This window comes from Sorangium sp. So ce362, assembly GCF_051519845.1.
Taxonomy (GTDB): Bacteria; Myxococcota_A; Polyangia; order Polyangiales; family Polyangiaceae; genus Sorangium.
The window spans coordinates 9,457,901-9,483,293 of the sequence record NZ_CP150332.1; the positions used below are offsets into that span (position 1 = coordinate 9,457,901).

Genomic DNA, 25,393 nt, shown 5'->3' on the forward strand with positions numbered 1-25,393 from the left:
AACCTGTTCGGTGTCCAAGAACGCCGAACAGGTTGAAATTCAGCTAACTTCAACAGATTGTGGCACCCATCGGAGCCGCCGAGGAGCACGCTGGAAGGGCACGGCACCCAGTCAGACGAGAGACCGCAAGGGCGCGAGAGGCGCAAGGGAACAGAGATAGAATTATATTCTTCTCCCCCCTTGCGCCCCTTGCGCCCTTGCGGTCCTCTTCCCATGAGTCGATTTTAGCGGAATTTCAATGTGATCGGCGTTCTCGAACACCAGTCATGTTGAAACCCAGAGAATTTTCACAGGGAGGCGAGGAGGCGGGGAGGAAGAAAAAAGAAAGAATCTCTCCCTCTCGCCGTCTCTCGCCCCCCGCCTCTTGGATGATCAGCCCTAGTCTTCCAAGTTCTTCTCTTCGAGCCCTTTCTTCTTCCTGATCGACGGCCCCTTCAGCGAGAGCATATGCGCGTTGTGGACCAACCGGTCGCAGATTGCGCCGGCGACGGTGGGGTCAGCGAGCATCGCGTGGTCAACGGATTACAGGAATGACTCCCCCACTCTCTCTTGCCCCTTTGCGCCTTTGCGCCTTTGCGCCTTTGCGCCTTTGCGTTAAATTCCGGTTGCCCGCTGCGAATGCCGCCCGATCCAGCAGCAAGATTGCCTTGCAGACGACGGGGGCGGGTGCTGGCGGCGGTACTGGGAAGCCCCGCCGACGCCCGGCAGCGGTCACGGGAAGCCCTCCCGACGCCCGGCAGCGGTAACGGGAAGCCCTCCCGACGCCCGGCAGCGGTAACGGGAAGCCCTCCCGACGCCCGGCAGCGGTAACGGAAAGCCCCGCCGAGATCCGGCAGCGGTAACGGGAAGCCCTCCCGACGCCCGGCAGCGGTAACGGGAAGCCCTCCCGACGCCCGGCAGCGGTAACGGGAAGCCCTCCCGACGCCCGGCAGCGGGGGTACCGGCGACCTTTCGACCTCAGCGCGCTTCGGCGGGCGGCTCGGCCGCGGGCCAGGGCTCTCCGTGCACGACGGCCCAGACGAACTCCGGGATGAGCGCGAGCGAGTGCTGGTCCTGCATGACGCCGATGAGACCGCTGATGAACTCCAAGGGGTGCTCCCGGCGGTGCTCATCGATGAACCGCAAGGACGCGCTGGTCAGCCCGGGCGGGAGCCGCGCGAGCCCAGGCCCCTCCGGCTTCGCCAGCGCGGTGAGCGGGTTGCGCCGGGCCTCCGCGGCCTGCCACCGTTCGAGCCAGCCGTCGAGATACGTATTCGGAACGAAGTGGTCGGCAGGCCAGGCGCGCAGGTACGGAAAGAGCACGTGGATCCACCCGGTGAGCTCATCCGCGGAGTTCTCGTACCGGAAGAAAGCGCGCCAGAACGCCGGATCTTGACGGCCCTCCGCCGAGGCGACGATCTGGTCGAGCACCGGCAGGAGAGCATGAGCCCAGCGCTCTGCCCCGAACGGGCCGAACGCCGCCGCGCGGTGGCGCACCCAGCGCCAGTCGTCCGCCGTGCCGAGCAGGTAAATGCGGGGGATTCCACGGTCCGGAAAGCTCATGTCCGCCGGGAAGGGCGGCTGCCACTCGAAGTGCGGCACGAACGGCGTCATCACCGTGAGCTCCGACGCCACGCGCTCCACCGGTCCCGTGGTCGAGAAACTGGCGGTCACGAGCTCCCGCAGCTTGCCGACCCGCGCGGCGATCTGGCTGGAGAAATCCGGAAACGCGACGGGCCACGGGTTCACCTCACCCAGCGTGAAATCCGGCCGATCGATCCTCAGCTCGAAGTCGCTGTCCTCGAGGAGGACCTGACGCCGCTGCTCCTCGTTCGCAGCGACGTGGAGCGTGAACCCACGGGCCAGGCAGAACCAGATCACGTCGGGCGAGAGCACAAGGGGGTAGCGCTGGGTGAACGCCATGTAAGCCGCCTGGACGAGCGGGTGCACGTCCGTGCGCCCGACGAGGGGCAGGCGATGGCGATAGGCGGCCTCGACGGGCGAGACGAGCAAGCTCTGCAACGCCGATTCCTCGTCGAACGCGGGCAGCGGCGCCGTCGCAGGCTCGAAGTCGGCAACGGCGATCGTCGTGATGCTCATGGATCCTCGCTCTCCTGGCCCTGCGCGACGGCTTCGTGATCCAGCGCTGCCCTCTCGCACCTCGTACACGAACGCGCCGCGCGAGACAACTCGCCACGACGGCGGCTGCTGGCCGCAGCCGCAGCGCCCGTCGCACATGCACGCCGGCACGCCGTGGCGCCGGCTCGCGCAGGTTCTCACGGCGGCATCCGACGCAGCGCCGCGATGCGCACGCTTTCGCGGGCCGCAGGTGCAATCATCGCCCCTGACTGCAGCCGAGCCCGAAGCGAACAGACGCTGGGGGAGGAGGGTGCCATGGCCCGGGAGCAGGTCCCCGCCCCTGTGCGGGGGTGGTGGCGCTTGGCGGGGCGCGGATTCCGGTCAATCATTGGGCATGCCGTCGCATCGTCGTTCGTCCTCGCAGTCCCGCGATATCCGGTCAGCGCTGCGTGGCTCGTCAAAAAGCGCAGGCAACTTCGCACATCCGACGGCCAGCGAGGCCATGGCGCCCGGCGAATCGTCCGCGCCCAGCGCCACGAACCAGGCCACCACCCAGACGACGAGGGCCACCTCCGGCTGGGATCCGTTCACGCGCAAGGCCACCCCGCCCCCGAACTCTCCGGCCGCGACGCCGAGCCCCGCGCTGCAGGCGACGGCGGGGAATGCTTCCGGGAGCACGTCGACCGCCGCCGGCGGGCACAACGCGGGTCGAGCGCCGACCAGCACGCCGGTCTCGCCGGTCTCGCAGCCTTCCGCGCCCGGGCCGCGCGTGTCCCCGATCGACGTCCCGCGCAGCCAGAACGCCACGCCGGGGAATCCTGCCGGATCGGCCCCCTCCGGCCTGCCGCGCAGCGCCCCCACGACCCCGGTCACCGACGCGCCATCGCTCCCCACCGCTCGACCGCAGGCCGCCCCCACGACCCCGGGCAGCGGCGCTCCGTCGCTCCCCGCAGCCCGGCCGCAGGCCGCCCCCACGACCCCGGGCAGCGGCGCTCCGTCGCTCCCCACCGCTCGGCCCCAGGCCGCCCCCACGACCCCGGGCAGCGGCGCTCCGTCGCTCCCCACCGCTCGGCCGCAAGCCGCCCCCACGACCCCGGGCAGCGGCGCTCCGTCGCTCCCCACCGCTCGACCGCAGGCCGCCCCCACGACCCCGGGCAGCGGCGCTCCGTCGCTCCCCACCGCTCGACCGCAGGCCGCTCCCACGACCCCGGGCAGCGGCGCGCCATCGCTCCCCACCGCTCGACCGCAGGCCGCCCCCACGACCCCGGGCAGCGGCGCGCCATCGCTCCCCACCGCTCGACCGCAGGCCGCTCCCACGACCCCGGGCAGCGGCGCGCCATCGCTCCCCACCGCTCGACCGCAGGCCGCTCCCACGACCCCGGGCAGCGGCGCGCCATCGCTCCCCACCGCTCGACCGCAGGCCGCCCCCACGACCCCGGGCAGCGGCGCTCCCCAGGGCGCCGTCTCCCCGAACCCCAGGATGGGCGCGATCCAGACCGGTCCGGGCGAAAGCCGTCCCTCCACCGGATCGACCGCCGGCGCTCTCCAGAACACGACCCCGCGCGCCGCTCCCGGCCAGCAAAACACCAGCTCGCCGGCGCCCGGACGCCCTGCGCCGAGCGCGAACGAAGCGAGCGTCAAGGCGCCCACGAAAGAGGCCACGCCGAAGAACACCACGTCCCCCCAGACGCCGACCAGGACCGGCGCGACGCCCGACACACGAAGCGCCCCGACGGCAAAACCCACCTCCACCACGGAGAACGCGCCCGCCGGGAGCTCCGCCGCCAAAGGCCCCACGGGCAACGGCGGCAAGACCAGCGACCCTGGCGCCAATCGCAAGGACGCAGGCCCCCTCGGAAACGCTTCGCGGGAGAGCGCGCGCCGAGCTCCGCCCGGTGATGCCCCGGCGGGCATGCTCGCAGGGGACAAGTCCGCTCTGGCCCGCGGGGACGTGGCAAGCGACCGGCCGCGACAACCCAACGAGATCGAGGAAGAGCCGGAGCCGCCGTCGGAGAGAGCGCCGGATCCGGCGACGTCCACCCCGCTCGAGGAGGTGACCTGGATCGTCGACAAGGCCGTCAAGAAGACCCTCTGGCGTACCGACACGGGCTTCAGGAGCCGCGAGCGGGCCAAGCGCGGCGTCCCCGCGATCACCGAGCCGCTGACCCAGGGCGGCTTCCCCAGCGACCCCGGCAAGGCGAAGGAGCAGATTGGAGGGCGCTTTCCCAAGGGGCAGCTGCTCAGCGACGCCGAGTGGAGCGCCTTCGAGCAGCTCTCCTCGACCCCCGCGGGGCAGGCCTGGCTCAACGCCTCCGGCATGCTCACGCACGCCGAGGTCGAAAGGTACCTGTCGGGCCGCGACACCGACAACCCCGAGCGATTCCGCGGCTTCCACCAGGTCCACAAGGCCAGCAAGGTCGTCCTCGCCAGCTACGTCTCGCGCCAGATGAACCGCGGCGAGGCCGGCAAGCGCTTCGAGGGCACCCCGCCGGCGGCCCTCGCCCTCTCCATGGAGGCGAAGCACGCGCCCGACTCCGCGAGGAGAGCTGCGCTCCAGCAGCGCATCGACCAGAGCATCGTCGACGAGTGGTCCAAGACCCTCGAGTACACCGACCCCAACGACGATGCGAGCACGGCCATCGACAAGGGCGCCGTCCCGGACCCGCAGAAGAAGTTCTTGCGGCCACGAAAGACGCTCTCCAAGGAAGAGGTCGTCGACAGGCACAGGCAGTCGCTCGATGTGCTCAAGAACGTCTTCCACCTGCTCCAGGAAGGCGCCGAGATCTACGACGACAGCAAAAAGAGCCATGTCCCCCTCCAGGACGTGCCCGTCGCCAAGCTCCTGTCGCACGGCGGCCGCGTCAACGTCCAGATCCCCGCCGGCAGCCCTCCGTACGCCCTCACCGAGCTCCTCGGCATCACCGACAGCAACGGCGACCCCGCAAGCGGCGTGTTCAAGCGCGCCTTCGGCACCCACCACATCGAGCTCGACGACGGGAAATTCAAGGAGCAGGGCGGCCACGGCGCCGCCATCAGGTCCAAGATCGACGACACCGAGCTCTACGGCATCAACCTCGCCGTCGGCGGCCTCGGCCTCAAGGACTTCAACGGCGACGTCATCCTCCCCGACGGCGCCCACGGACACATGTTCATCGGCTACCGCCCGCCCAAGCCGGACAGGCCCGGCGCGCTCCAGATCGGCATGGAGACCACCGGCCCCGGCGCCCCCAGCACCGTCGGCTACGTCCACAACTGGCGCTCCACCGAGAAGACCGCAAACCCCATCTCCAGCGTCGGCGGCCTCAAAGCAGACAAGATCGGCGACGAGCAGATCAAGAATGCGCGCACCGTCGACCTCAGCAAGCTCGGCGACGACTGGGCCACGACCCTCAGGGACCGCGCCGACAGGTTCGAACAAGAGCTGGCGGCAAAAGGCAAAGACGCCCTCAACGAGCTTGTTGGCCCACGCACCCAGCCGCCTCAGGAGCTAGAGGACGCACGGCGACGGTCGGGAGATCCCGAGCTGGCCGACGACGACTACGACGGCGACGACGAAGACTCCGACGACGAAGACTCCGACGACGAAGATTCCGACGACTCCGACGACGAAGACTCCGACGACGAAGACTCCGACGACGAAGACTCCGACGGCGACGGCGACGAAGACTACGACGGCGACGACGAAGACTCCGACGACGACGACGACGACGACGACGACGAAGACGAAGACGGCGACGGCGACGACGACGACGACTACGACGGCGACGACGAAGACTCCGAGGACGACGACGGAGATCGCTTCGGGCCATCCCAACGGCCCCAGTCCGGCCGCGAGCCCCCGTATCTAGCGCCGCCGACGCCTGAAGGCGGACAGCACGCTCGCGCGCCTCGCGGCGAGTCCCCCGCGACGAGCCAGACGTCGGGAGCTCAAGGGAAGGCACCGGAGAGACCCGGCCAGCCCCGGCCGGAGACGACCTCGCAGTCGCCCGCGCAGCGCTCCGCGACCCCCGCCACGGCCATCACCACGGGGATGCAGGCGCCGTCTTGGCTCGGCAAGAAGCTCGGCACCGGGGGACACGGGTTCGCCGGGATGGTCTCCAACGAGGGCGCCGCCCAGCGCGAGCAGGCGCTGGCGGACAAGTACAAGCTGCAGATCGGACCGGACGAAGACGCCGACGGCACGCACTTCTCGCACAAGATGCTCGACCATATCGAGAAGGCCCTCGGTGAGCTGCCCACCGACGACGTCACCGGCAGTCCGACGCTGCGGAAGATCATCCGCGACCTCTCCTCGGAGCAATCGGCGAGCGAGTACGACGAGGACACCGACACCATCAATATCGTCAATCCCGAGAAGGTACCCACCTTCGTCTACAGCCGGCTCAACCGGCGCTGGGACTGGCAGCGAAAGCGGATGGATCGCGGCGCCATGCGGGGCTACCCCGGCGTCAGCAAGGAGCAGGACGATGCGCTCGGCATCACCGGACGCCGCCAGGTCATGGGCGGCGTGTCCGACGCGCTCGCCACCGGCAACCTGCTCAAGTGGACGATACGCCACGAGGTCGCCCACTCCATCGACAAGCTTGTCGACTGGAACAGCCTCGCCAGCGACGACCGGTTCGGCGGCTGGCAGGAGCACTCCAACTCGCGGGAGCTCCAGGTCGTCGCTGACGCCATCTTTGCCAAGGCGGGCATCAGCGACGACAAGGCGCAGCAGAAGATCGACGACGAGGGGCAGATCGATCCCACGGGTGCCCCCCTGATCGAGCGCTTCGCCTCCCTCCTCGATCCGGAACAGCGGCGCGAGGACATGACTCTCCTGGAGAACTTTCCCGCGAAATTCACCTCCACGGACCCAGACCTGAAGGACAGGCTCGAACGGGTCGTCCGCACCGTCAAGATCGCCATGGCCCAGCCCTGGACGCTGGTCGACGGCGGGGCCCGGGAGCTGCAGGTCGAAGACCGCATCTACCACGTCGACCATTACGACAAATGGGTCAGCTACCGCGCCGACGCCCGCAACAACGCCGTCTCCAACTACCAGTTCTCCACGCCCAAAGAGTGGTTCGCCGAGACCTACGCTTCCTATCACGACCCCGACCCCAGGCCGAAGGCGCAGCTGACCCAGGACGTGCGCGACTTCTTCCAGAACGAGCTCCCGGGCCTGATCATCACGGGGCGAGATCGATGGCAACGCAGCCGCGACAGGATCGCGCAGCGCGCCGGGAACAAGCCGCCGCAGCCGCCCGCAGCGGGCTCGAGCGCAGCGGGCCCGAGCGCAGCGGGTCCGAGCGCGGTCACCGTGGGCTTCTCCAAGAACACGCCGACCGTGGCCCCGTCCAGCGGCTCGCACGCAGCGAGCCCGCCTCACGACGCCTCGGGCGCCCCCAAGGACAGCTCGACCCAGGAGACCGACGGCGCCAACGAGAACCTCGGCGACCCCCAGGCCGCCTTGCAGGCGCTCCTCGAGACCAGCAACACCTGGTCTCATCCGGCCACGGACGCGGACAAGCAGGACGCCAAGAGGCTCCTCGGCGACCTCATGCGATCTCAAGGCGTGGACAAGGCGCTCGTCGACAGGCTCGCGGAGCTCATCGACAACCCCGACTCCCTCTCCCAGCACCAGTTCGCCACCTGCGCGCTGAACAGCGTGCTCCACACGCAGCTCACGTCCGACCTGGCCGGCTTCGCGCACGTGGTCGCGGCGGAGTTCACCGGCAAGCTCTTCGATCGCAATGGCAAGCTGCTCGCCGACTTCTCGCTCGACACGCAGGGCGAAAACGACGCGACGGCCAGTGCCCAGCCGGCGGATCCCATCCTCCGCGTCATCCGCGGCGACCTCCCGCTACAGGACGCCCCCATCGGCAACAAGCTGCTCCAGAACGGCGTCAAGAAGGCCGCGGCCAGGCGCGCCGACCTGGAGCGCAAGGGGAGCGCCTTCTCCGACGCGCACGTCCTCGATTACCTGCTCGCCCGGGGCCTGGGCAAGATGCTGAGCAAGCTCGCCCCCGAGCAGTACCAGGCCGACGTCAAGTACACCGCCGGCGTCATCCCCGGCTACCACAAGGCGGCCACAAGGGCCAAGGACGCGAAGGGCCCGTCCAAGAAGCACGGCGATCTGCTGCTATCGGCCGATTCCCTGGTGACGCTCTTCACCGACATCCTCGGCGGCAACGCCCAGACCATGGTCACCGGCGACAACTACGACGTGGGCCGCATCAATGACGTGCTCACGAGGCCCGGGCAGGCGCCGTTCGTCCTGGCCACGTTCCTCGACGGCAACGGCCTCGCCGAGCGCGCCGACGCGTTCGCCAAGGATCCCACAAAGGCCAAGCCGTTCGACACGGTGGGGAACATCGGCACGTCGAGCGCGCACCAGGTCGTCATCAACGGCAAGATCACCGAGGACGGCGATCACTACGTCGTGCCGATGCACACCTGGCAGCAGAGCTTCTCCATCAAGGTGAAGAAAGACGCCCTGCCGTCGCTCTTCCCGGTCTTCACGTACGGAAACTATCTCCCGTCGGGAGCGCCAGGTGCGAATGACGCCTCCCAGAGCCTGGCGCCGGAAAACAACGCGTGGACCCAGCTCACCACGGGAGGCAATGACAAGCTCGGCACCGGCGGACACGGAGTCGCCGGCCTCGTCTCCAACAAGGGGGCCGCGGCGCGCGAGCAGGCGCTGGCGCGGCAGTACAACCTGCAGATCGGCCCGGGCAACGACGCCGGTGGCAAGCACTTCTCGCACAAGATGCTCGACCGGATCGAGAAGGTCCTCGGTGAGCTGCCGCCCGACCACGTCACCGGCAATCCGACGCTGCGGACCATCATCCGCGACATCTCCTCGGAGCAATCGGCGAGCGCCTACGACGAGCTCACCGACACCATCAATGTCGTCAATCCCTACGACATGCCCTCCTGGCTCTACAGCCGGCTCAACCGCAGCGTGAGCTGGCAGCGATACCTCATGGATCGCGGCGCCAAGTCGGACTACGACGGCATCAGCAAGCAGCAGGACAAGGAGCTCGGCATCGCCGGACGCCGCCAGGTCATGGCCGGCGTGTCCGACGTGCTCGCCAACGGCAACCTGGTCAAGTGGACCATGCGCCACGAGATCGGTCACTCCATCGACAAGCTCATCGACTGGAGGAGCCTCGCCGAGGACGACAAGTTCGGCGGCTGGAAGGTCCACTCCGACACGCAGGATTTCGAGGACGTCACCCGCGCCATCTTCGCCAAGGCGGGCATCACCGACGACGAGGCGAACACCGAGATCGACGGTTTCTCCGTGCTCCAGCGCTTCGCCTCCGTCCTCGATGCGCCCTCGCTACGCAAGGACATGGCTCCCCTGGTGGAGTTTCCCGCGAGCGCTGCCCCTCGGGATGCAGACCTAAGGGAGAAGCTTGAAAAGGCCGTCCGCACCGTCAAGATCGCCATGGCCCAGCCCTGGACGCTGGACGACGCCGGGGCCTCGGAGCTGCAGGTCGACGGCCGCATCTACCACGTCGATCAGTACAACCAATGGGTCAGCTACCGCGCCGACGCCCGCAACGACGCCGTCTCCAACTACCAGTTCTCCACGCCCGCCGAGTGGTTCGCCGAGGCCTACGCGTCGTACTACGACCCCGACCCCGCGCCGAAGGCGAAGCTGACCCAGGACGTGCGCGACTTCTTCGAGAACGAGCTCCCGGACCTGGTCACCAGGGGGCACGAGACATGGCAACGCATCCGCGAGAACATCGCGCGGAGCGCCGCGCAGCAGCCCCAGGAAGGGAGCTCAGCGAGCGCCATCACCAGCGGCTTCAACCCTGAAGCGAGCGTCGACCCGGCGGACCTGCTTGCCGGGTACAACCCCGATTCGGACAGCGAGGACGAGGCAGCCGACCCGCTGCCGCAAACCGACGAGATCGAGGAAGAGCCGGAGCCGCCGTCGGAGAGAGCGCCGGATCCGGCGACGTCCACCCCGCTCGAGGAGGTGACCTGGATCGTCGACAAGGCCGTCAAGAAGACCCTCTGGCGCACCGACACGGGCTTCAGGAGCCGCGAGCGGGCCAAGCGCGCTGTCCCCGCGATCACCGAGCTGCTGACCCAGGGCGGCTTCCCCGCCGATCCCGGCAAGGCGAAGGAGCTGATCGGAGGGCGCTTCCCCAAGGGGCAGCTGCTCAGCGACGCCGAGTGGAGCGCCTTCGAGCAGCTCTCCTCGACCCCCGCGGGGCAGAGCTGGCTCAACGCCTCCGGCATGCTCACGCACGACGAGGTCGAAAGGTACCTGTCGGGCCGCGACACCGACAACCCCGAGCGCTTCCGCGGCTTCCACCAGCTCCACAAGGCCACCCGCGTCGTGCTCGCCAGCTACGTCTCGCGCCAGATGAACCGCGGCGAGGCCGGCAAGCGCTTCGAGGGCACCCCCCCGGCGGCGGTGGCCCTGTCCATGGAGGCGAGGCACACAACCGATCTGGCGAGGCGGGACGAGCTCAAGAGGCTCATCGACCAGAGCATCGTCGAAGAATGGTCGAAGACCCTCGAGTACACCGAGCCCAATGACGACGCGAGCACGGCCATCGACCAGGGCGCCGTGCCGGACCCGAAGAAGAAGCTCTTGCGGCCGCGAAAGACGCTCTCCAAGAAAGAGGTCGTCGACAGGCACAGGCAGTCGCTCGAGGTGCTCAAGAACGTCTTCCACCTGCTCCAGGAAGGCGCCGAGATCTACGACGACAGCACCAAGCGCCATGTCCCGCCCGAGGACGTGCCCGTCGCCAAGCTCCTGTCGCACGGCGGACGCGTCAACATCCAGATCCCCGCCGGCAGCCCTCCCTACGCGCTCACCGAGCTCCTCGGCATCACCGACAAGGACGGTAAGCCCGAGGCCGGCGTGTTCAAGCGCTTCGTCGGCACGCACCATGTCGCGCTCGGAAAGGGCAAGTTCAAGGAGCAGGGCGGCCAGCCTGCCGCCTTGATGGCCAAGATCGACGACACCGAGCTCTACGGCATCAACCTCGCCGTCGGCGGCCTCGGCCTCAAGGACTTCAACGGCGACGTCATCCTCCCCGACGGCGCCCACGGACACATGTTCATCGGCTACCGCCCGCCCAAGCCGGGCAGGCCCGGCGCGCTCCAGATCGGCATGGAGACCACCGGCCCCGGCGCCCCCAGCACCGTCGGCTACGTCCACAACTGGCGCTCCACCGAGAAGACCGCAAACCCCATCTCCAGCGTCGGCGGCCTCAAAGCGGACAAGATCGGCGACGAGCAGATCAAGAATGCGCGCACCGTCGACCTGAGCAAGCTCGGGAACGACTGGGCCACGACCCTCAAGGACCGCGCCGACAGGTTCGAGCAAGACCTGAAGCAGAAGGGCAAAGACGCCCTCAACGAGCTCGTCGGCCCCCGCACCCAGCCGCCTCAGGAGCTCCAGGACGCCGCGCAACGGGCCCCCGAGCAGCAGTCGGGAGGACCCGAGCAGGAGCCGCGGGACAACGAGCGCCGAGATCCGCCCGGTGATGCCACGGCGGACCTGCTCGCCGGGTATAACCCCGATTCGGACAGCGAGGACGAGGCCGCCGATCCGCAGACGCAAACCGACGAGATCGAGGACGAGCCGGAGCCGCCGTCGGAGAGAGCGCCGGATCCGACGACGTCCACCCCGATCGAGGAGGTGACCTGGATCGTCGACAAGGCCGTCAAGAAGACCCTCTGGCGCACCGACACGGGCATCAGGAGCCGCGAGCGGGCCAAGCGCGCTGTCCCCGCGATCACCGAGCCGCTGACCCAGGGCGGCTTCCCCGCCGATCCCGGCAAGGCAAAGGAGCTGATCGGAGGGCGCTTTCCCAAGGGGCAGCTGCTCAGCGACGCCGAGTGGAGCGCCTTCGAGCAGCTCTCCTCGACCCCCGCGGGGCAGAGCTGGCTCAATGCCTCCGGCATGCTCACGCACGACGAGGTCGAAAGGTACCTGTCGGGCCGCGACACCGACAACCCCGAGCGCTTCCGCGGCTTCCACCAGCTCCACAAGGCCACCCGCGTCGTGCTCGCCAGCTACGTCTCGCGCCAGATGAACCGCGGCGAGGCCGGCAAGCGCTTCGAGGGCACCCCGCCGGCGGCCCTCGCCCTCTCCATGGAGGCGAGGCACACGACCGATGCGGCGAGGAGGGATGAGCTCAAGAGGCTCATCGACCAGAGCATCGTCGAAGAATGGTCGAAGACCCTCGAGTACACGGCGCCCAACGACGACGCGAGCACGGCCATCGACAAGGGCGCCGTGCTCGACCCGAAGAAGAAGCTCTTGCGGCCACGAGCGACGCTCTCCAAGGAAGAGGTCGTCGACAGGCACAGGCAGTCGCTCGATGTGCTCAAGAACGTCTTCCACCTGCTCCAGGAAGGCGCCGAGATCTACGACGACAGCAAAAAGAGCCATGTCCCCCTCCAGGACGTGCCCGTCGCCAAGCTCCTGTCGCACGGCGGCCGCGTCAACGTCCAGATCCCCGCCGGCAGCCCTCCGTACGCCCTCACCGAGCTCCTCGGCATCACCGACAAGGACGGTAAGCCCAAGGCCGGCGTGTTCAAGCGCTTCGTCGGCACGCACCACGTCGCGCTCGGAGAGGGCAAGTTCAAGGAGCAGGGCGGCCAGCCCGCCGCCTTCATGGCCAAGCTCGACGACACAGAGCTCTACGGCATCAACCTCGCCGTCGGCGGCCTCGGCCTCAAGGACTTCAACGGCGACGTCATCCTCCCCGACGGCGCCCACGGACACATGTTCCTCGGCTACCGCCCGCCCAAGCCGGGCCGGCCCGGCGCGCTCCAGATCGGCATGGAGACCACCGGCCCCGGCGCCCCCAGCACCGTCGGCTACGTCCACAACTGGCGCTCCACCGAGAAGACCGCCAACCCCATCTCCAGCGTCGGCGGCCTCAAAGCCGACAAGATCGGCGACGAGCAGATCAAGAACGCCCGCACCGTCGACCTGAGCAAGCTCGGCGACGACTGGGCCACGATCCTCAAGGAACGCGCCGACAGGTTCGAGCAAGACCTGGCGCTGAAGGGCAAAGACGCCCTCAACGAGCTCGTCGGCCCGCGCACCCAGCCGCCTCAGGAGCTCCAGGACGCCGCGCAACGGGCCTCCGAGCAGCAGTCGGGAGGACCCGAGCAGGAGCCGCGGGACAACGAGCGCCGAGATCCGCCCGGTGATGCGCCGGCGGACCTGCTCGCCGGATACAACCCCGATTCGGACAGCGAGGACGAGGCAGCCGACCCGCTGCCGCAAACCGACGAGATCGAGGAAGCGCCGGAGCCGCCGTCGGAGAGAGCGCCGGATCCGGCGACGTCCACCCCGCTCGAGGAGGTGACCTGGATCGTCGACAAGGCCGTCAAGAAGACCCTATGGCGCACCGACACGGGCTTCAGGAGCCGCGAGCGGGCCAAGCGCGCTGTCCCCGCGATCACCGAGCCGCTGACCCAGGGCGGCTTCCCCGCCGATCCCGGGGACGCCAAGACGCAGATCGGAGGGCGCTTCCCCAAGGGGCAGCTGCTCAGCGACGCCGAGTGGAGCGCCTTCGAGCAGCTCTCCTCGACCCCCGCGGGGCAGAGCTGGCTCAACGCCTCCGGCATGCTCACGCACGACGAGGTCGAGAGGTACCTGTCGGGCCGCGACAGCGACAACCCCGAGCGCTTCCGCGGCTTCCACCAGCTCCACAAGGCCACCCGGGTCGTGCTCGCCAGCTACGTCTCGCGCCAGATGAACCGCGGCGAGGCCGGCAAGCGCTTCGAGGGCACCCCGCCGGCGGCCCTCGCCCTCTCCATGGAGGCGAAGCACGCGCCCGACTCCGCGAGGAGAGCTGCGCTCCAGCAGCGCATCGACCAGAGCATCGTCGAAGAATGGTCGAAGACCCTCGAGTACACCGAGCCCAACGACGATGCGAGCACGGCCATCGACAAGGGCGCCGTCCCGGACCCGCAGAAGAAGTTCTTGCGGCCACGAAAGACGCTCTCCAAGAAAGAGGTCGTCGACAGACACCGCCAGTCGCTCGAGGTGCTCAAGAGCGTCTTCCACCTGCTCCAGGAAGGCGCCGAGATCTACGACGACAGCAAAAAGAGCCATGTCCCCCTCCAGGACGTGCCCGTCGCCAAGCTCCTGTCGCACGGCGGACGCGTCAACGTCCAGATCCCCGCCGGCAGCCCTCCGTACGCCCTCACCGAGCTCCTCGGCATCACCGACAGCAACGGCGACCCCGCGAGCGGCGTGTTCAAGCGCGCCTTCGGCACCCACCACATCGCGCTCGACGACGGAAATTTCAAGGAGCAAGGCGGCCACGGCGCCGCCATCAAGTCCAAGCTCGACGACACAGAGCTCTACGGCATCAACCTCGCCGTCGGCGGCCTCGGCCTCAAGGACTTCAACGGCGACGTCATCCTCCCCGACGGCGCCCACGGACACATGTTCATCGGCTACCGCCCGCCCAAGCCGGGCAGGCCCGGCGCGCTCCAGATCGGCATGGAGACCACCGGCCCCGGCGCCCCCAGCACCGTCGGCTACGTCCACAACTGGCGCTCCACCGAGAAGACCGCAAACCCCATCTCCAGCGTCGGCGGCCTCAAAGCCGACAAGATCGGCGACGAGCAGATCAAGAACGCCCGCACCGTCGACCTGAGCAAGCTCGGCGACGACTGGGCCACGACCCTCAAGGACCGCGCCGACAGGTTCGAGCAAGACCTGGCGCTGAAGGGCAAAGACGCCCTCAACGAGCTCGTCGGCCCCCGCACCCAGCCGCCCCAGGAGCTCCAGGCGGCCGAGCAGGGGCAGGCGCCGCAAGACGCCGAGGACGACGGCGTGGACAGCTCGGGCGACCTGCTCGCCGGAGCCCCTGCGCCGGACGCATCCCCCTCCCCCGCCCCGACCACCGCCGGAGCCACTGCCCAGGTCGAGCCGAGTCCGCAATACCAAGGGAAGACGCTCGACGATCTGCTCAGCTCACTGGACGAGCAGAGCCGCGCCTGGTCGCACCCGGCCACCGACGAGAACAAGAAGGAGGCCAACCAGCTCCTGACCGGGCTGCTCCAGCAGCAGAACGTGCACCCCTCGGTCACCGACAGGCTGCGTGAGCTCATCGACAACCCTGGCTCGCTGTCGCAGTCCGCCTTCACCAACTGCGTTCTCCACAGCGTTCTCTATCCGACGCTGAAGAACGATCTCGCCACCACCTCCCACCTCGTCGCCGCTCTCTTCACCGGCAAGCTGCTCGGCAAGCTCGCCAGCGCCTCTGGGGCCAGCACCTTCGGACCGCAGGGCTCGGGCAAGCCGCTCAGCGACAGCCTCGACCTCATCCGGCGCGTGATGACAGGAGATGTCCCGCAAGCGCTCGGCCCGGCTCCTACCAGGCCGCTCGTCAACGGCCTCCGGACCGCCAGGGCCAAGGACGACAGCCTGAAAGGGGACAAGGGCCGAAAGCAGCTGGATCGCCACCTCCTCGACCATCTGCTCGCCCGCGGCCTCGTCGAGATGCTCGGAGCCGACGCCCTCGCGAAGCTCGAGCAGCAGACCGACGGCGTCAAGCAACCCGGCGTCGCCGCGGCGCAAGGCGACCTGCTGGCCTCGGCGAAGTCGGTCGCGAGCCTCTTCAACTCGGCGCTCGGAGCGAACGCCACCGTCGTGACCCACAGCTCTCCCGGGGGTTACGACGTCGCGCGCTTCAACGAGGCCCTGCAGCAGACAGACCAGGCAGGGTTTGCGATCGCCACCCTGACGGACGGCAAGGCGCTCTGGAACGCAGCGAAGAAGCATGAGGCCAGCTCCCGGGCGCCTCACGCTCCGGGTAACGTCGCGCGGCTCGGCAAGGCCACCGCGATCACGCCGCACCATGCCGCGATCGATGGCCCGATCACCGACCACGGCGACTCCTTCATCGTGCCGCTCCAGTCCTGGGGGCGCACCTTCCCTGTGCAGATCAACAAGGAGGACATGCCGAGGGTCTTCGCGGCGATCACCTTCGGGACCGCTCTCCCGTCGCGAGCGCCGTCCCCGAGCGCCTCCGCTCAAGAGCAAGCTGGGGCAGACACGCAGGCAGGGTATAACCCCGATTCGGACAGCGAGGACGAGGCCGCCGACCCGCAGCCGCAAACCGATGAGATCGAGGACGAGCCGGAGCCGCCGTCGGAGAGGGCGCCGGATCCGACGACGTCCACCCCGATCGAGGAGGTGACCTGGATCGTCGACAAGGCCGTCAAGAAGACCCTCTGGCGCACCGACACGGGCATCAGGAGCCGCGAGCGGGCCAAGCGCGCTGTCCCCGCGATCACCGAGCCGCTGACCCAGGGCGGCTTCCCCGCCGATCCCGGCAAGGCAAAGGAGCTGATCGGAGGGCGCTTCCCCAAGGGGCAGCTGCTCAGCGACGCCGAGTGGAGCGCCTTCGAGCAGCTCTCCTCGACCCCCGCGGGGCAGAGCTGGCTCAACGCCTCCGGCATGCTCACGCACGACGAGGTCGAAAGGTACCTGTCGGGCCGCGACACCGACAACCCCGAGCGCTTCCGCGGCTTCCACCAGCTCCACAAGGCCACCCGCGTCGTGCTCGCCAGCTACGTCTCGCGCCAGATGAACCGCGGCGAGGCCGGCAAGCGCTTCGAGGGCACCCCCCCGGCGGCGGTGGCCCTGTCCATGGAGGCGAGGCACACAACCGATCTGGCGAGGCGGGACGAGCTCAAGAGGCTCATCGACCAGAGCATCGTCGAAGAATGGTCGAAGACCCTCGAGTACACCGAGCCCAATGACGACGCGAGCACGGCCATCGACCAGGGCGCCGTGCCGGACCCGAAGAAAAAGCTCTTGCGGCCGCGAAAGACGCTCTCCAAGAAAGAGGTCGTCGACAGGCACAGGCAGTCGCTCGAGGTGCTCAAGAACGTCTTCCACCTGCTCCAGGAAGGCGCCGAGATCTACGACGACAGCACCAAGCGCCATGTCCCGCCCGAGGACGTGCCCGTCGCCAAGCTCCTGTCGCACGGCGGCCGCGTCAACATCCAGATCCCCGCCGGCAGCCCTCCCTACGCGCTCACCGAGCTCCTCGGCATCACCGACAAGGACGGTAAGCCCGAGGCCGGCGTGTTCAAGCGCTTCGTCGGCACGCACCATGTCGCGCTCGGAAAGGGCAAGTTCAAGGAGCAGGGCGGCCAGCCTGCCGCCTTGATGGCCAAGCTCGACGACACCGAGCTCTACGGCATCAACCTCGCCGTCGGCGGCCTCGGCCTCAAGGACTTCAACGGCGACGTCATCCTCCCCGACGGCGCCCACGGACACATGTTCATCGGCTACCGCCCGCCCAAGCCGGGCAGGCCCGGCGCGCTCCAGATCGGCATGGAGACAACCGGCCCCGGCGCCCCCAGCACCGTCGGCTACGTCCACAACTGGCGCTCCACCGAGAAGACCGCAAACCCCATCTCCAGCGTCGGCGGCCTCAAAGCGGACAAGATCGGCGACGAGAACATCAAGAATGCGCGCACCGTCGACCTGAGCAAGCTCGGGAACGACTGGGCCACGACCCTCAAGGACCGCGCCGACAGGTTCGAACAAGATCTGGCGCAGAAGGGCAAAGACGCCCTCAACGAGCTCGTCGGACCGCGCACCCAGCCGCCTCAGGAGCTCCAGGACGCCGCGCAACGGGCCTCCGAGCAGCAGTCGGGAGGACCCGAGCAGGAGCCGCGGGACAACGAGACCCGCGAGCCGCCCGGTGATGCCCCGCCGGACACGGTGCGAAGCGCCGGAGGGACGCGCGCCCCCGCCGGGGCCGATGGCCATTCAGGAGGCCAAGGTCGCCCGCCGCCGGATGCGCCGGCGGACCTGCTCGCGGGATACAACCCCGCTTCGGACAGCGAGGATGAGGCCGCCGACCCGCAGCCGCAAACCGACGAGATCGAGGAAGAGCCGGAGCCGCCGTCGGAGAGAGCGCCGGATCCGGCGACGTCCACCCCAATCGAGGAGGTGACCTGGATCGTCGACAAGGCCGTCAAGAAGACCCTCTGGCGCACCGACACGGGCATCAGGAGCCGCGAGCGGGCCAAGCGCGCTGTCCCCGCGATCACCGAGCCGCTGACCCAGGGCGGCTTCCCCGCCGATCCCGGCAAGGCAAAGGAGCTGATCGGAGGGCGCTTCCCCAAGGGGCAGCTGCTCAGCGACGCCGAGTGGAGCGCCTTCGAGCAGCTCTCCTCGACCCCCGCGGGGCAGAGCTGGCTCAACGCCTCCGGCATGCTCACGCACGACGAGGTCGAAAGGTACCTGTCGGGCCGCGACACCGACAACCCCGAGCGCTTCCGCGGCTTCCACCAGCTCCACAAGGCCACCCGCGTCGTGCTCGCCAGCTACGTCTCGCGCCAGATGAACCGCGGCGAGGCCGGCAAGCGCTTCGAGGGCACCCCTCCGGCGGCCCTCGCCCTCTCCATGGAGGCGAAGCACGCGCCCGACTCCGCGAGGAGAGCTGCGCTCCAGCAGCGCATCGACCAGAGCATCGTCGAAGAATGGTCGAAGACCCTCGAGTACACCGAGCCCAACGACGATGCGAGCACGGCCATCGACAAGGGCGCCGTGCTCGACCCGAAGAAGAAGCTCTTGCGGCCGCGAAAGACGCTCTCCAAGAAAGAGGTCGTCGACAGGCACAGGCAGTCGCTCGAGGTGCTCAAGAACGTCTTCCACCTGCTCCAGGAAGGCGCCGAGATCTACGACGACAGCACCAAGCGCCATGTCCCGCCCGAGGACGTGCCCGTCGCCAAGCTCCTGTCGCACGGCGGACGCGTCAACATCCAGATCCCCGCCGGCAGCCCTCCCTACGCGCTCACCGAGCTCCTCGGCATCACCGACAAGGACGGTAAGCCCGAGGCCGGCGTGTTCAAGCGCTTCGTCGGCACGCACCACGTCGCGCTCGGAAAGGGCAAGTTCAAGGAGCAGGGCGGCCAGCCCGCCGCCTTGATGGCCAAGCTCGACGACACCGAGCTCTACGGCATCAACCTCGCCGTCGGCGGCCTCGGCCTCAAGGACTTCAACGGCGACGTCATCCTCCCCGACGGCGCCCACGGACACATGTTCATCGGCTACCGCCCGCCCAAGCCGGGCAGGCCCGGCGCGCTCCAGATCGGCATGGAGACAACCGGCCCCGGCGCCCCCAGCACCGTCGGCTACGTCCACAACTGGCGCTCCACCGAGAAGACCGCAAACCCCATCTCCAGCGTCGGCGGCCTCAAAGCGGACAAAATCGGCGACGAGCAGATCAAGAATGCGCGCACCGTCGACCTCAGCAAGCTCGGGAACGACTGGGCCACGACCCTCAGGGACCGCGCCGACAGGTTCGAGCAAGACCTGAAGCAGAAGGGCAAAGACGCCCTCAACGAGCTCGTCGGCCCCCGCACCCAGCCGCCTCAGGAGCTCCAGGACGCCCAGCAACGCTCGGGAGATCCCGAGCAAGCTCCCCGGAACAACGAACCCGGGGATACCCCGGGGGACACGGCGCAGGGCGCCAGAGCGCCGGCGAACACGCTGGCAGGCTATAACCCCGTCCTCGACGGCGAGAGCGTGACGGCCGATCCGCTGCCGCACACCGGCAACGCCGCACAGGTCGAGCCGAGCCCACGAAGTCAAGGCAAGACGCTCGACGATCTGCTCAGCTCGCTCGACGAGCAGAGCGGCGCGTGGTCCGCCCCGGCGAACGACAGTCTCAGGCAAGAGGCCGCGGACAGCCTGGCAGGCCTGCTCGAGTCGCTCAACGTCGACCGCGCGATCGTGGACAGGCTGCGCGAGCTCATCGAGAACCCCGCGTCGCTGTCGCAATCCGCCTTCAGCAACTGCGCCCTCCACAGCGCCCTCTACACGATGCTGAAGGGCGATCTCGCCACCACCTCGCACCTCGTCGTCGCGCTGTTCACGGGCCGGCTGCTCGGCCGGCTCGCGCAGGCGCCCGGGGCCCGCGAGCTCGGCGCACAGCAGAGTGCGGGCAGGGCGGTGCTCAGCGAAGACCTCGACATCATCCGGCGCGTGATGACCGGAGAGATCCCGCGCGCCCTCGGCCCGGCTCCGACTCGGCCGCTCGTCAACGGGCTCAAGACGGCCGGGGCCAAGCGCGGCGGCCTGACCCGAGCAACGGACCGGCAGCAGCTGGATCGCCACCTCCTCGACCACCTGCTCGCCCGAGGCCTGGTCGAGCTCCTCGGACAGGATGCCGTCGCGCAGCACGGGAAGCGAACCGACCGCGCCCGGCAGCGCGATGTCGTGGCGGCGCAAGGCGACCTGCTCCTCTCGGCGAACTCGATGGCGACCCTCATGAGCGACGCGCTCGGGGCGGAGGTCGCGGTCAAGAGCGGCGGGCTCTCCGAGGGCGACGTCGCGCACATCAACGAGACGCTCAGGCGCACCGATCGCGCAGGGTTCGCCGTGGCGACCGTGGCGAACGGCAAGGCGCTCTGGGAAGCGGCGAAGCGGCACCGCGACGGCGGCGCCCTGACACCTCACGCTCCCGCGAGCGTCGCGCCGCTCGGCGAGGGCGAAGCCGAGAGCCGGCACCATCTCGCGATCGACGGCGAGATCACGGTCGACGGCGACGCCTTCATCGTGCCCGTCCAGTCGTGGGGGCAGTCGTTCCCCATCCGGGTGCAGAAGGCCGACATGCCGAGGCTCTTCGAGGTGATCACCCTCGGGACCTACCCCCCGCCGCGCGCCCCGGCCCTCGACGCCCCCACCCAGCAGCAAGCGCCGGCGCACCTCGCGTCGCGCGGTCGGTCCGGGACCGCGGTAGACGCCGCGGACCCGCGCGACCAGCTCGCGGGAGCTCCCGCGAGCCAGCACGAGACCCACATCGCTGGCGGGCCTGCCGTGGCGCCGGGAGCGCTCGATCCCGGAGCGGTCCAGCTCACGCCGTCAGGCGAGCTGTACGCGGCCCTCCTGGGGCACGTCCCAGAGCAGCGCCTGACCGAGGTGACGAGCCTCGCCATCGGGATCATCGACTCGCAGCTCCTCCCGCAGATCCTGGAGCTGCTGCCCATCGGCCTGCGCCCCGCCACGCGGCTGGCCGAGGAGATCGTCGCGAAGTGGCTGGCGTTCAACCCCGACTTGCTCGACCTGCCCGCCGGCGAGCTGAAGGGGCGCCTCGCAGCGCACGCCGAGCTCGTGCTGGGCATGCTCGAGCGCGACCGGGGTCGCTCGACGATCGGCCGAAAAGGCGGCTCCTCCGCCGCGGCGCCTGCCGCCTCGGCGGCGTCGAGCGCCCCGCAGCCCCCCGAGGGGACACCTGCCCCTCAGGAGGGATTCAAGGACAGAGCGCAAGAATCCTCATCCAGCACGAGCAGCGCTGCAGACACGAGCAGCGATGCCGGCGCACCCGGGATGACGACCGAACCCGAGGGCTATGTAAGCCTGTTCGCCGACCTCGAGGACTCCGACTTCGGCGTTAGCGCCGAGGAGCACAAGCAGAAGGAGCGCGCGGCGCGGAACCAGGAGAAGCTCGAGAAGCCCGCTCGCGGCGAAGATCCTCAGAAGCGCGCTATCCCCGAGTGGATCTGGGGTGTGCCGCACTACGCAGCATTGCAGACCGCGCTGCTCGCGCACTTCAACGAAGACGCGGTGCAACGCGCGCTCGCCGAGCTCCTGGCAACCACCGAGAGCGCGGAGACTCCGGTGCCTTTCGCAGAGTTCGTGGCCATCGCGCTCAAGGAACCCCACGACGCCGAGAGCCTGAAGCAGGAGTCCGTGAAGTTGTTCGGTAGCTACCAAGGCGAGATGCGCCAGCTCGTCTACGACGCCACCAAGGCGCTGGGGGCCCTCGACTGGGCCGAGCACGTGCCGGACTTCGATATCGAGGCGCTGCGCGAGCCGCCGCCGCCCCCGCCGACGGGCGACGCGGAGCCGCCGCGCTCGGTCCTCAAGAGGGGCCAGGAGGGACGCTGGGTCACCCGCGCCGAGCTCGAGATCATCAATCGATCCATCGGCGAGCGCGCGTTCGCCGGCATGCTCGCGCGCGCCATGAACAAGGGCAAGATCTCGGGCACCCGCGCGACCATCGAGCAGCTGGTCCGCCAGGCCGAGCGCTTGGCGGACCCGGCGCTGTCGCCGCCGCTCACGTCCACCTCGCTGGTGGTCGACACCAACCTGGTCGAGGCGCTCTTGACCCCGCCCAAGGAGCTGCCGCTTTCCAAGCGTTACCTCCGCGAGCAGCTGGACGTATTGATCCGCGAGCACAGGATAACCGACCTGCGCCTCGCCAACATCAACATCGGAGAGCTGTTCCAGCACGACAGCATCGTCGGACGCAAGTTCACCACCAGCGATGGGCGAGAGATCCCCTGGTACGGCATCCGGGTCGACGACGACCGGCGCGACGACATGGCCGATTACGCGCTGGGGTTCGAGCAGCTCGCGAGCGGCTCGGTCGGCGAGAAGAAGGGCAGCGCCGACCGTAGCATGGTCGCCGACGCCTTCTTCTCCGACCGCGAAGACGACAAGGACGGCGCGCCCGCGGTGCCTCATTTCGCCACCGCCGATCACGGCATCCTGACGCCGCTCTTGAGCTTCGCCGGCATCGACGCGAAGAGGCGCGGAGAGAAGGCGTTCATCGACTTCGTCAAGGAGAACACCAAGGAGAACACCCGAAACGGAACTCCTTATTTTGAGCCGGAGCTCAAGAGCCGCAAGCTCAAGGCACATACGATCCTCAACCTGGAGACGGGCGGGCACGCCGCGGCCAAGGACGCCCAGCCCGCCCAGAGCGAGCCCATCGGCGCTGCGCTCCTCGACACCCCCGTCGGCGCCACCCACCGGGTCCATGACCTCATCTCGCTCATCCGCGCCTTCGGGTTCGACGTCTACATCGTCGGCGGCGCGGTGCGCGACGCCCTCAGCGGCAAGAAGCCCAAGGACGTCGATCTCAAGACGAACATGCCGATGTCGCGGCTTGAGGAGGTGCTGCGCACCGACCCAGCGTTCAAATCCCTCCCCGTCACCGTCGTCCCCGAGCTGCGCCTTCTCCAGGTCGGCGGCGTCAACACCATGGTGGACATCACCTCGGGCGACGACACCAGCGTGCAGGGCCCGCTCGACGTCATGGCCGACGCGCAGAAGCGCGACTTCCGCATGAACGCGCTCTACCTCGACGAGAACGGCTTCGTGGTCGATCCGCTCGACGGCGCCATCGAGGATCAGCTCGTCGGCAGGCTGCGCTTCGTGGCCGACCCCGGCCCGACCGCGCCCGTCGAGGAGCGGCAGAAGGCGGTCGTCGAGCACCTGCGCCGCACGCCGTGGAACCTCGGCCGCGCGCTCAAGTTCTATCAGCGCGGCTACGAGCTCGAGCCCGAGATCCTCCACGCCGTGCTCGACAACGCCGAGAGCATCCTCGCGTCGATGAAGGAGCGCGAGGCGCCGCTCCACGCCAAGTCGCTGGTCCTGCACGCCACGCGGGCCGAGTCGCCCACGGGTCTGGCCGAGATCATGCAAGTGCTCGGCTTCTCCCCCCAGGCGATCCGCGAGATCATCCCCGACGACGTGGCCGGTCGCTTTGACGACGAGAGCCTCGCGTACGAGAACGACGTCCTGCCGCGCTGGCGCGAGACCCCCGACGACGACGGCACGGGGTATCCGCTGGCCGCGCCGGAGATGAAGATCGACCTCGCCACCGGGCGGATCTATCAGTACCGCTTCCACGCCATTGCGCCGCAGCAGGAGGAGCAAGCGGGGGAGCGCGTCATCATCGACGTGGACCTGAGCGACCACAACCAGCCAGGCCACCACGCGCCGCACTACCACGTGTACCGCTGGCGCAAGCGCGACGGCCAGTTCAAGTGGGACAAGAAGAAGAACGGCTTCTCCGACACTGGCCAGCCGGGACTGCCGGAGATCGCTGACGGCCGCTACCTCGGCCCCCAGCCGTGGCGGTTCGAGGAGGGGCTCGACAGCGGCGACTTGCTCAGTGTCAGGAGGCGCATCAACGAGGCAGGCATCGAGCTCAGGAGCGACGGCGACCTCCTCGACCTGGGCGGGCAGGTCAAGCTGCACCCGAAGCGGCTGCAAGAGCTCGTTGACCGCGGGCAGCTCGGCAAGCTGCTCATGCTGGTCAAGAACCTGAACGACGGCATACCCTGGTCCTCCAGGGATCAGGCCACCGTCGATCTGTCCGGCTCGCACCGCGGCCAGGAGCGGCTGCGCTTCAAGCCGCAGCTGAGCCTGGTCGTGCCATTCCTGCGCGACAGCGGCATCGAGGACCCCACCTCGATGGCGATCTTCGCCGAGAACGGCGAGATGCAGCACGACGCCCTGCTGCGGCTCTACGACCTGGTGAGCGGCGAAGAGCGCTCGGATCTGCGCCGCCCGGCGGCCGCGTTCGCGCGGGAGCGCGCCGAGAGCGTGAGCGAGTTCGTCGAGCGCTTCGAGTTCTATGTCGCCACGATGAAGGGCAACCTGATCGGCGCTGACGTCGAGGCTCTCTGGCAAGCGCAGCTGAAGGCGGCGCAGGAGGCCAACGCCGTGGGCAACGTCACGCTCCGCGCGGACGGCGAGCTGACGGAGCGACTCGCGGAGGCGGCCAGCGAGCTGCGCTTCGAGACGGCGAGCGCCGCCGCCTACCACGCTGCCAAGCACGGCGACGAGTTCCTGACGCCGGAGGAGCGGGCTGCCAGCGTGCAGCCGAAGGACGCCGTTCGACGGTACCTCGACACCGCGCGCGAGGCCGTCCGCAAGGCCGTCCAGGCCGGCGCCCTCGAGGCGAGGACCGACGAGACCGGCGCGACAAATATCGTGCTCTGGGACGGCACGGCCAAGGTCATCGTCCGGGTCGGGCCGGACGGCACAGCGCACATCCTCAGCAGCTACGTCCAGGACCGCCGCAACACCGCGCCTGCGGCGGCGTTCACCCGCCCGGCGGGAACCGGCGCGTCGCTCTCCGGGCCCCGGTCGGGGCACGCCGCGACGCACGGCGCTGCCGAGCCCGAGAGCAGGGATCCGGCCGACCGGCTCGGCTCGTACAGCCCCTGGAACGGCGCCGCCGAGGGGACACAGGGCCCGCAAGCCCCGCAAGCGACCGGCGCGCCCGCTACCCTCGACGGCGATGTCACCCTCCGCGCGCCGATCGACGCCCTGGTGAGGACGCTCGTCGCGAAGAGCCGCGCTTGGTCCTCCCCGCGCACGCTGGCGGACAAGCAGGAGGCCATCACGCTCGTCACCGAGCTCCTGCAGCAGCTCGGCATGGACGCGAAGGTCGTCGACAGGGCGGGCGAGCAGGGCAAGGACGCGCCCGACGACGAGCACTCCGCCTGCACATGCGTCCGCTAGAGCACCGATCCGCTTGAAGACCGAGAATGAACCACAGAGCGCCCCCGGCGCGGAGCGGCT

Annotated in this window: 4 protein-coding genes; 1 reads left to right on the forward strand and 3 read right to left on the reverse strand. The window is 69.1% G+C overall.

Annotation, left to right across the window (positions count from 1 at the left end):
* Positions 1-378 precede the first annotated feature (378 nt).
* The 3 genes from WMF17_RS36445 to WMF17_RS36455 form a co-directional block, all read right to left on the reverse strand.
* Positions 379-507, reverse strand: coding sequence for an ATP-binding protein (locus WMF17_RS36445; protein WP_437597978.1), 129 nt, complete (start codon positions 505-507; stop codon positions 379-381).
* Positions 508-957: 450 nt separating this feature from the next.
* Entirely contained in the window at positions 958-2,079 is a 1,122-nt protein-coding gene (locus WMF17_RS36450; RefSeq protein WP_437597979.1) for a DUF4419 domain-containing protein, read from the reverse strand.
* Positions 2,080-2,439: 360 nt separating this feature from the next.
* Entirely contained in the window at positions 2,440-3,870 is a 1,431-nt protein-coding gene (locus WMF17_RS36455) for a hypothetical protein (protein WP_437645651.1), read from the reverse strand.
* Positions 3,871-4,009: 139 nt separating this feature from the next.
* Here WMF17_RS36455 and WMF17_RS36460 point away from each other — a divergent pair, with 139 nt between their 5' ends.
* Entirely contained in the window at positions 4,010-25,333 is a 21,324-nt protein-coding gene (locus tag WMF17_RS36460; RefSeq protein WP_437645653.1) for a hypothetical protein, read from the forward strand.
* Positions 25,334-25,393 lie beyond the last annotated feature (60 nt).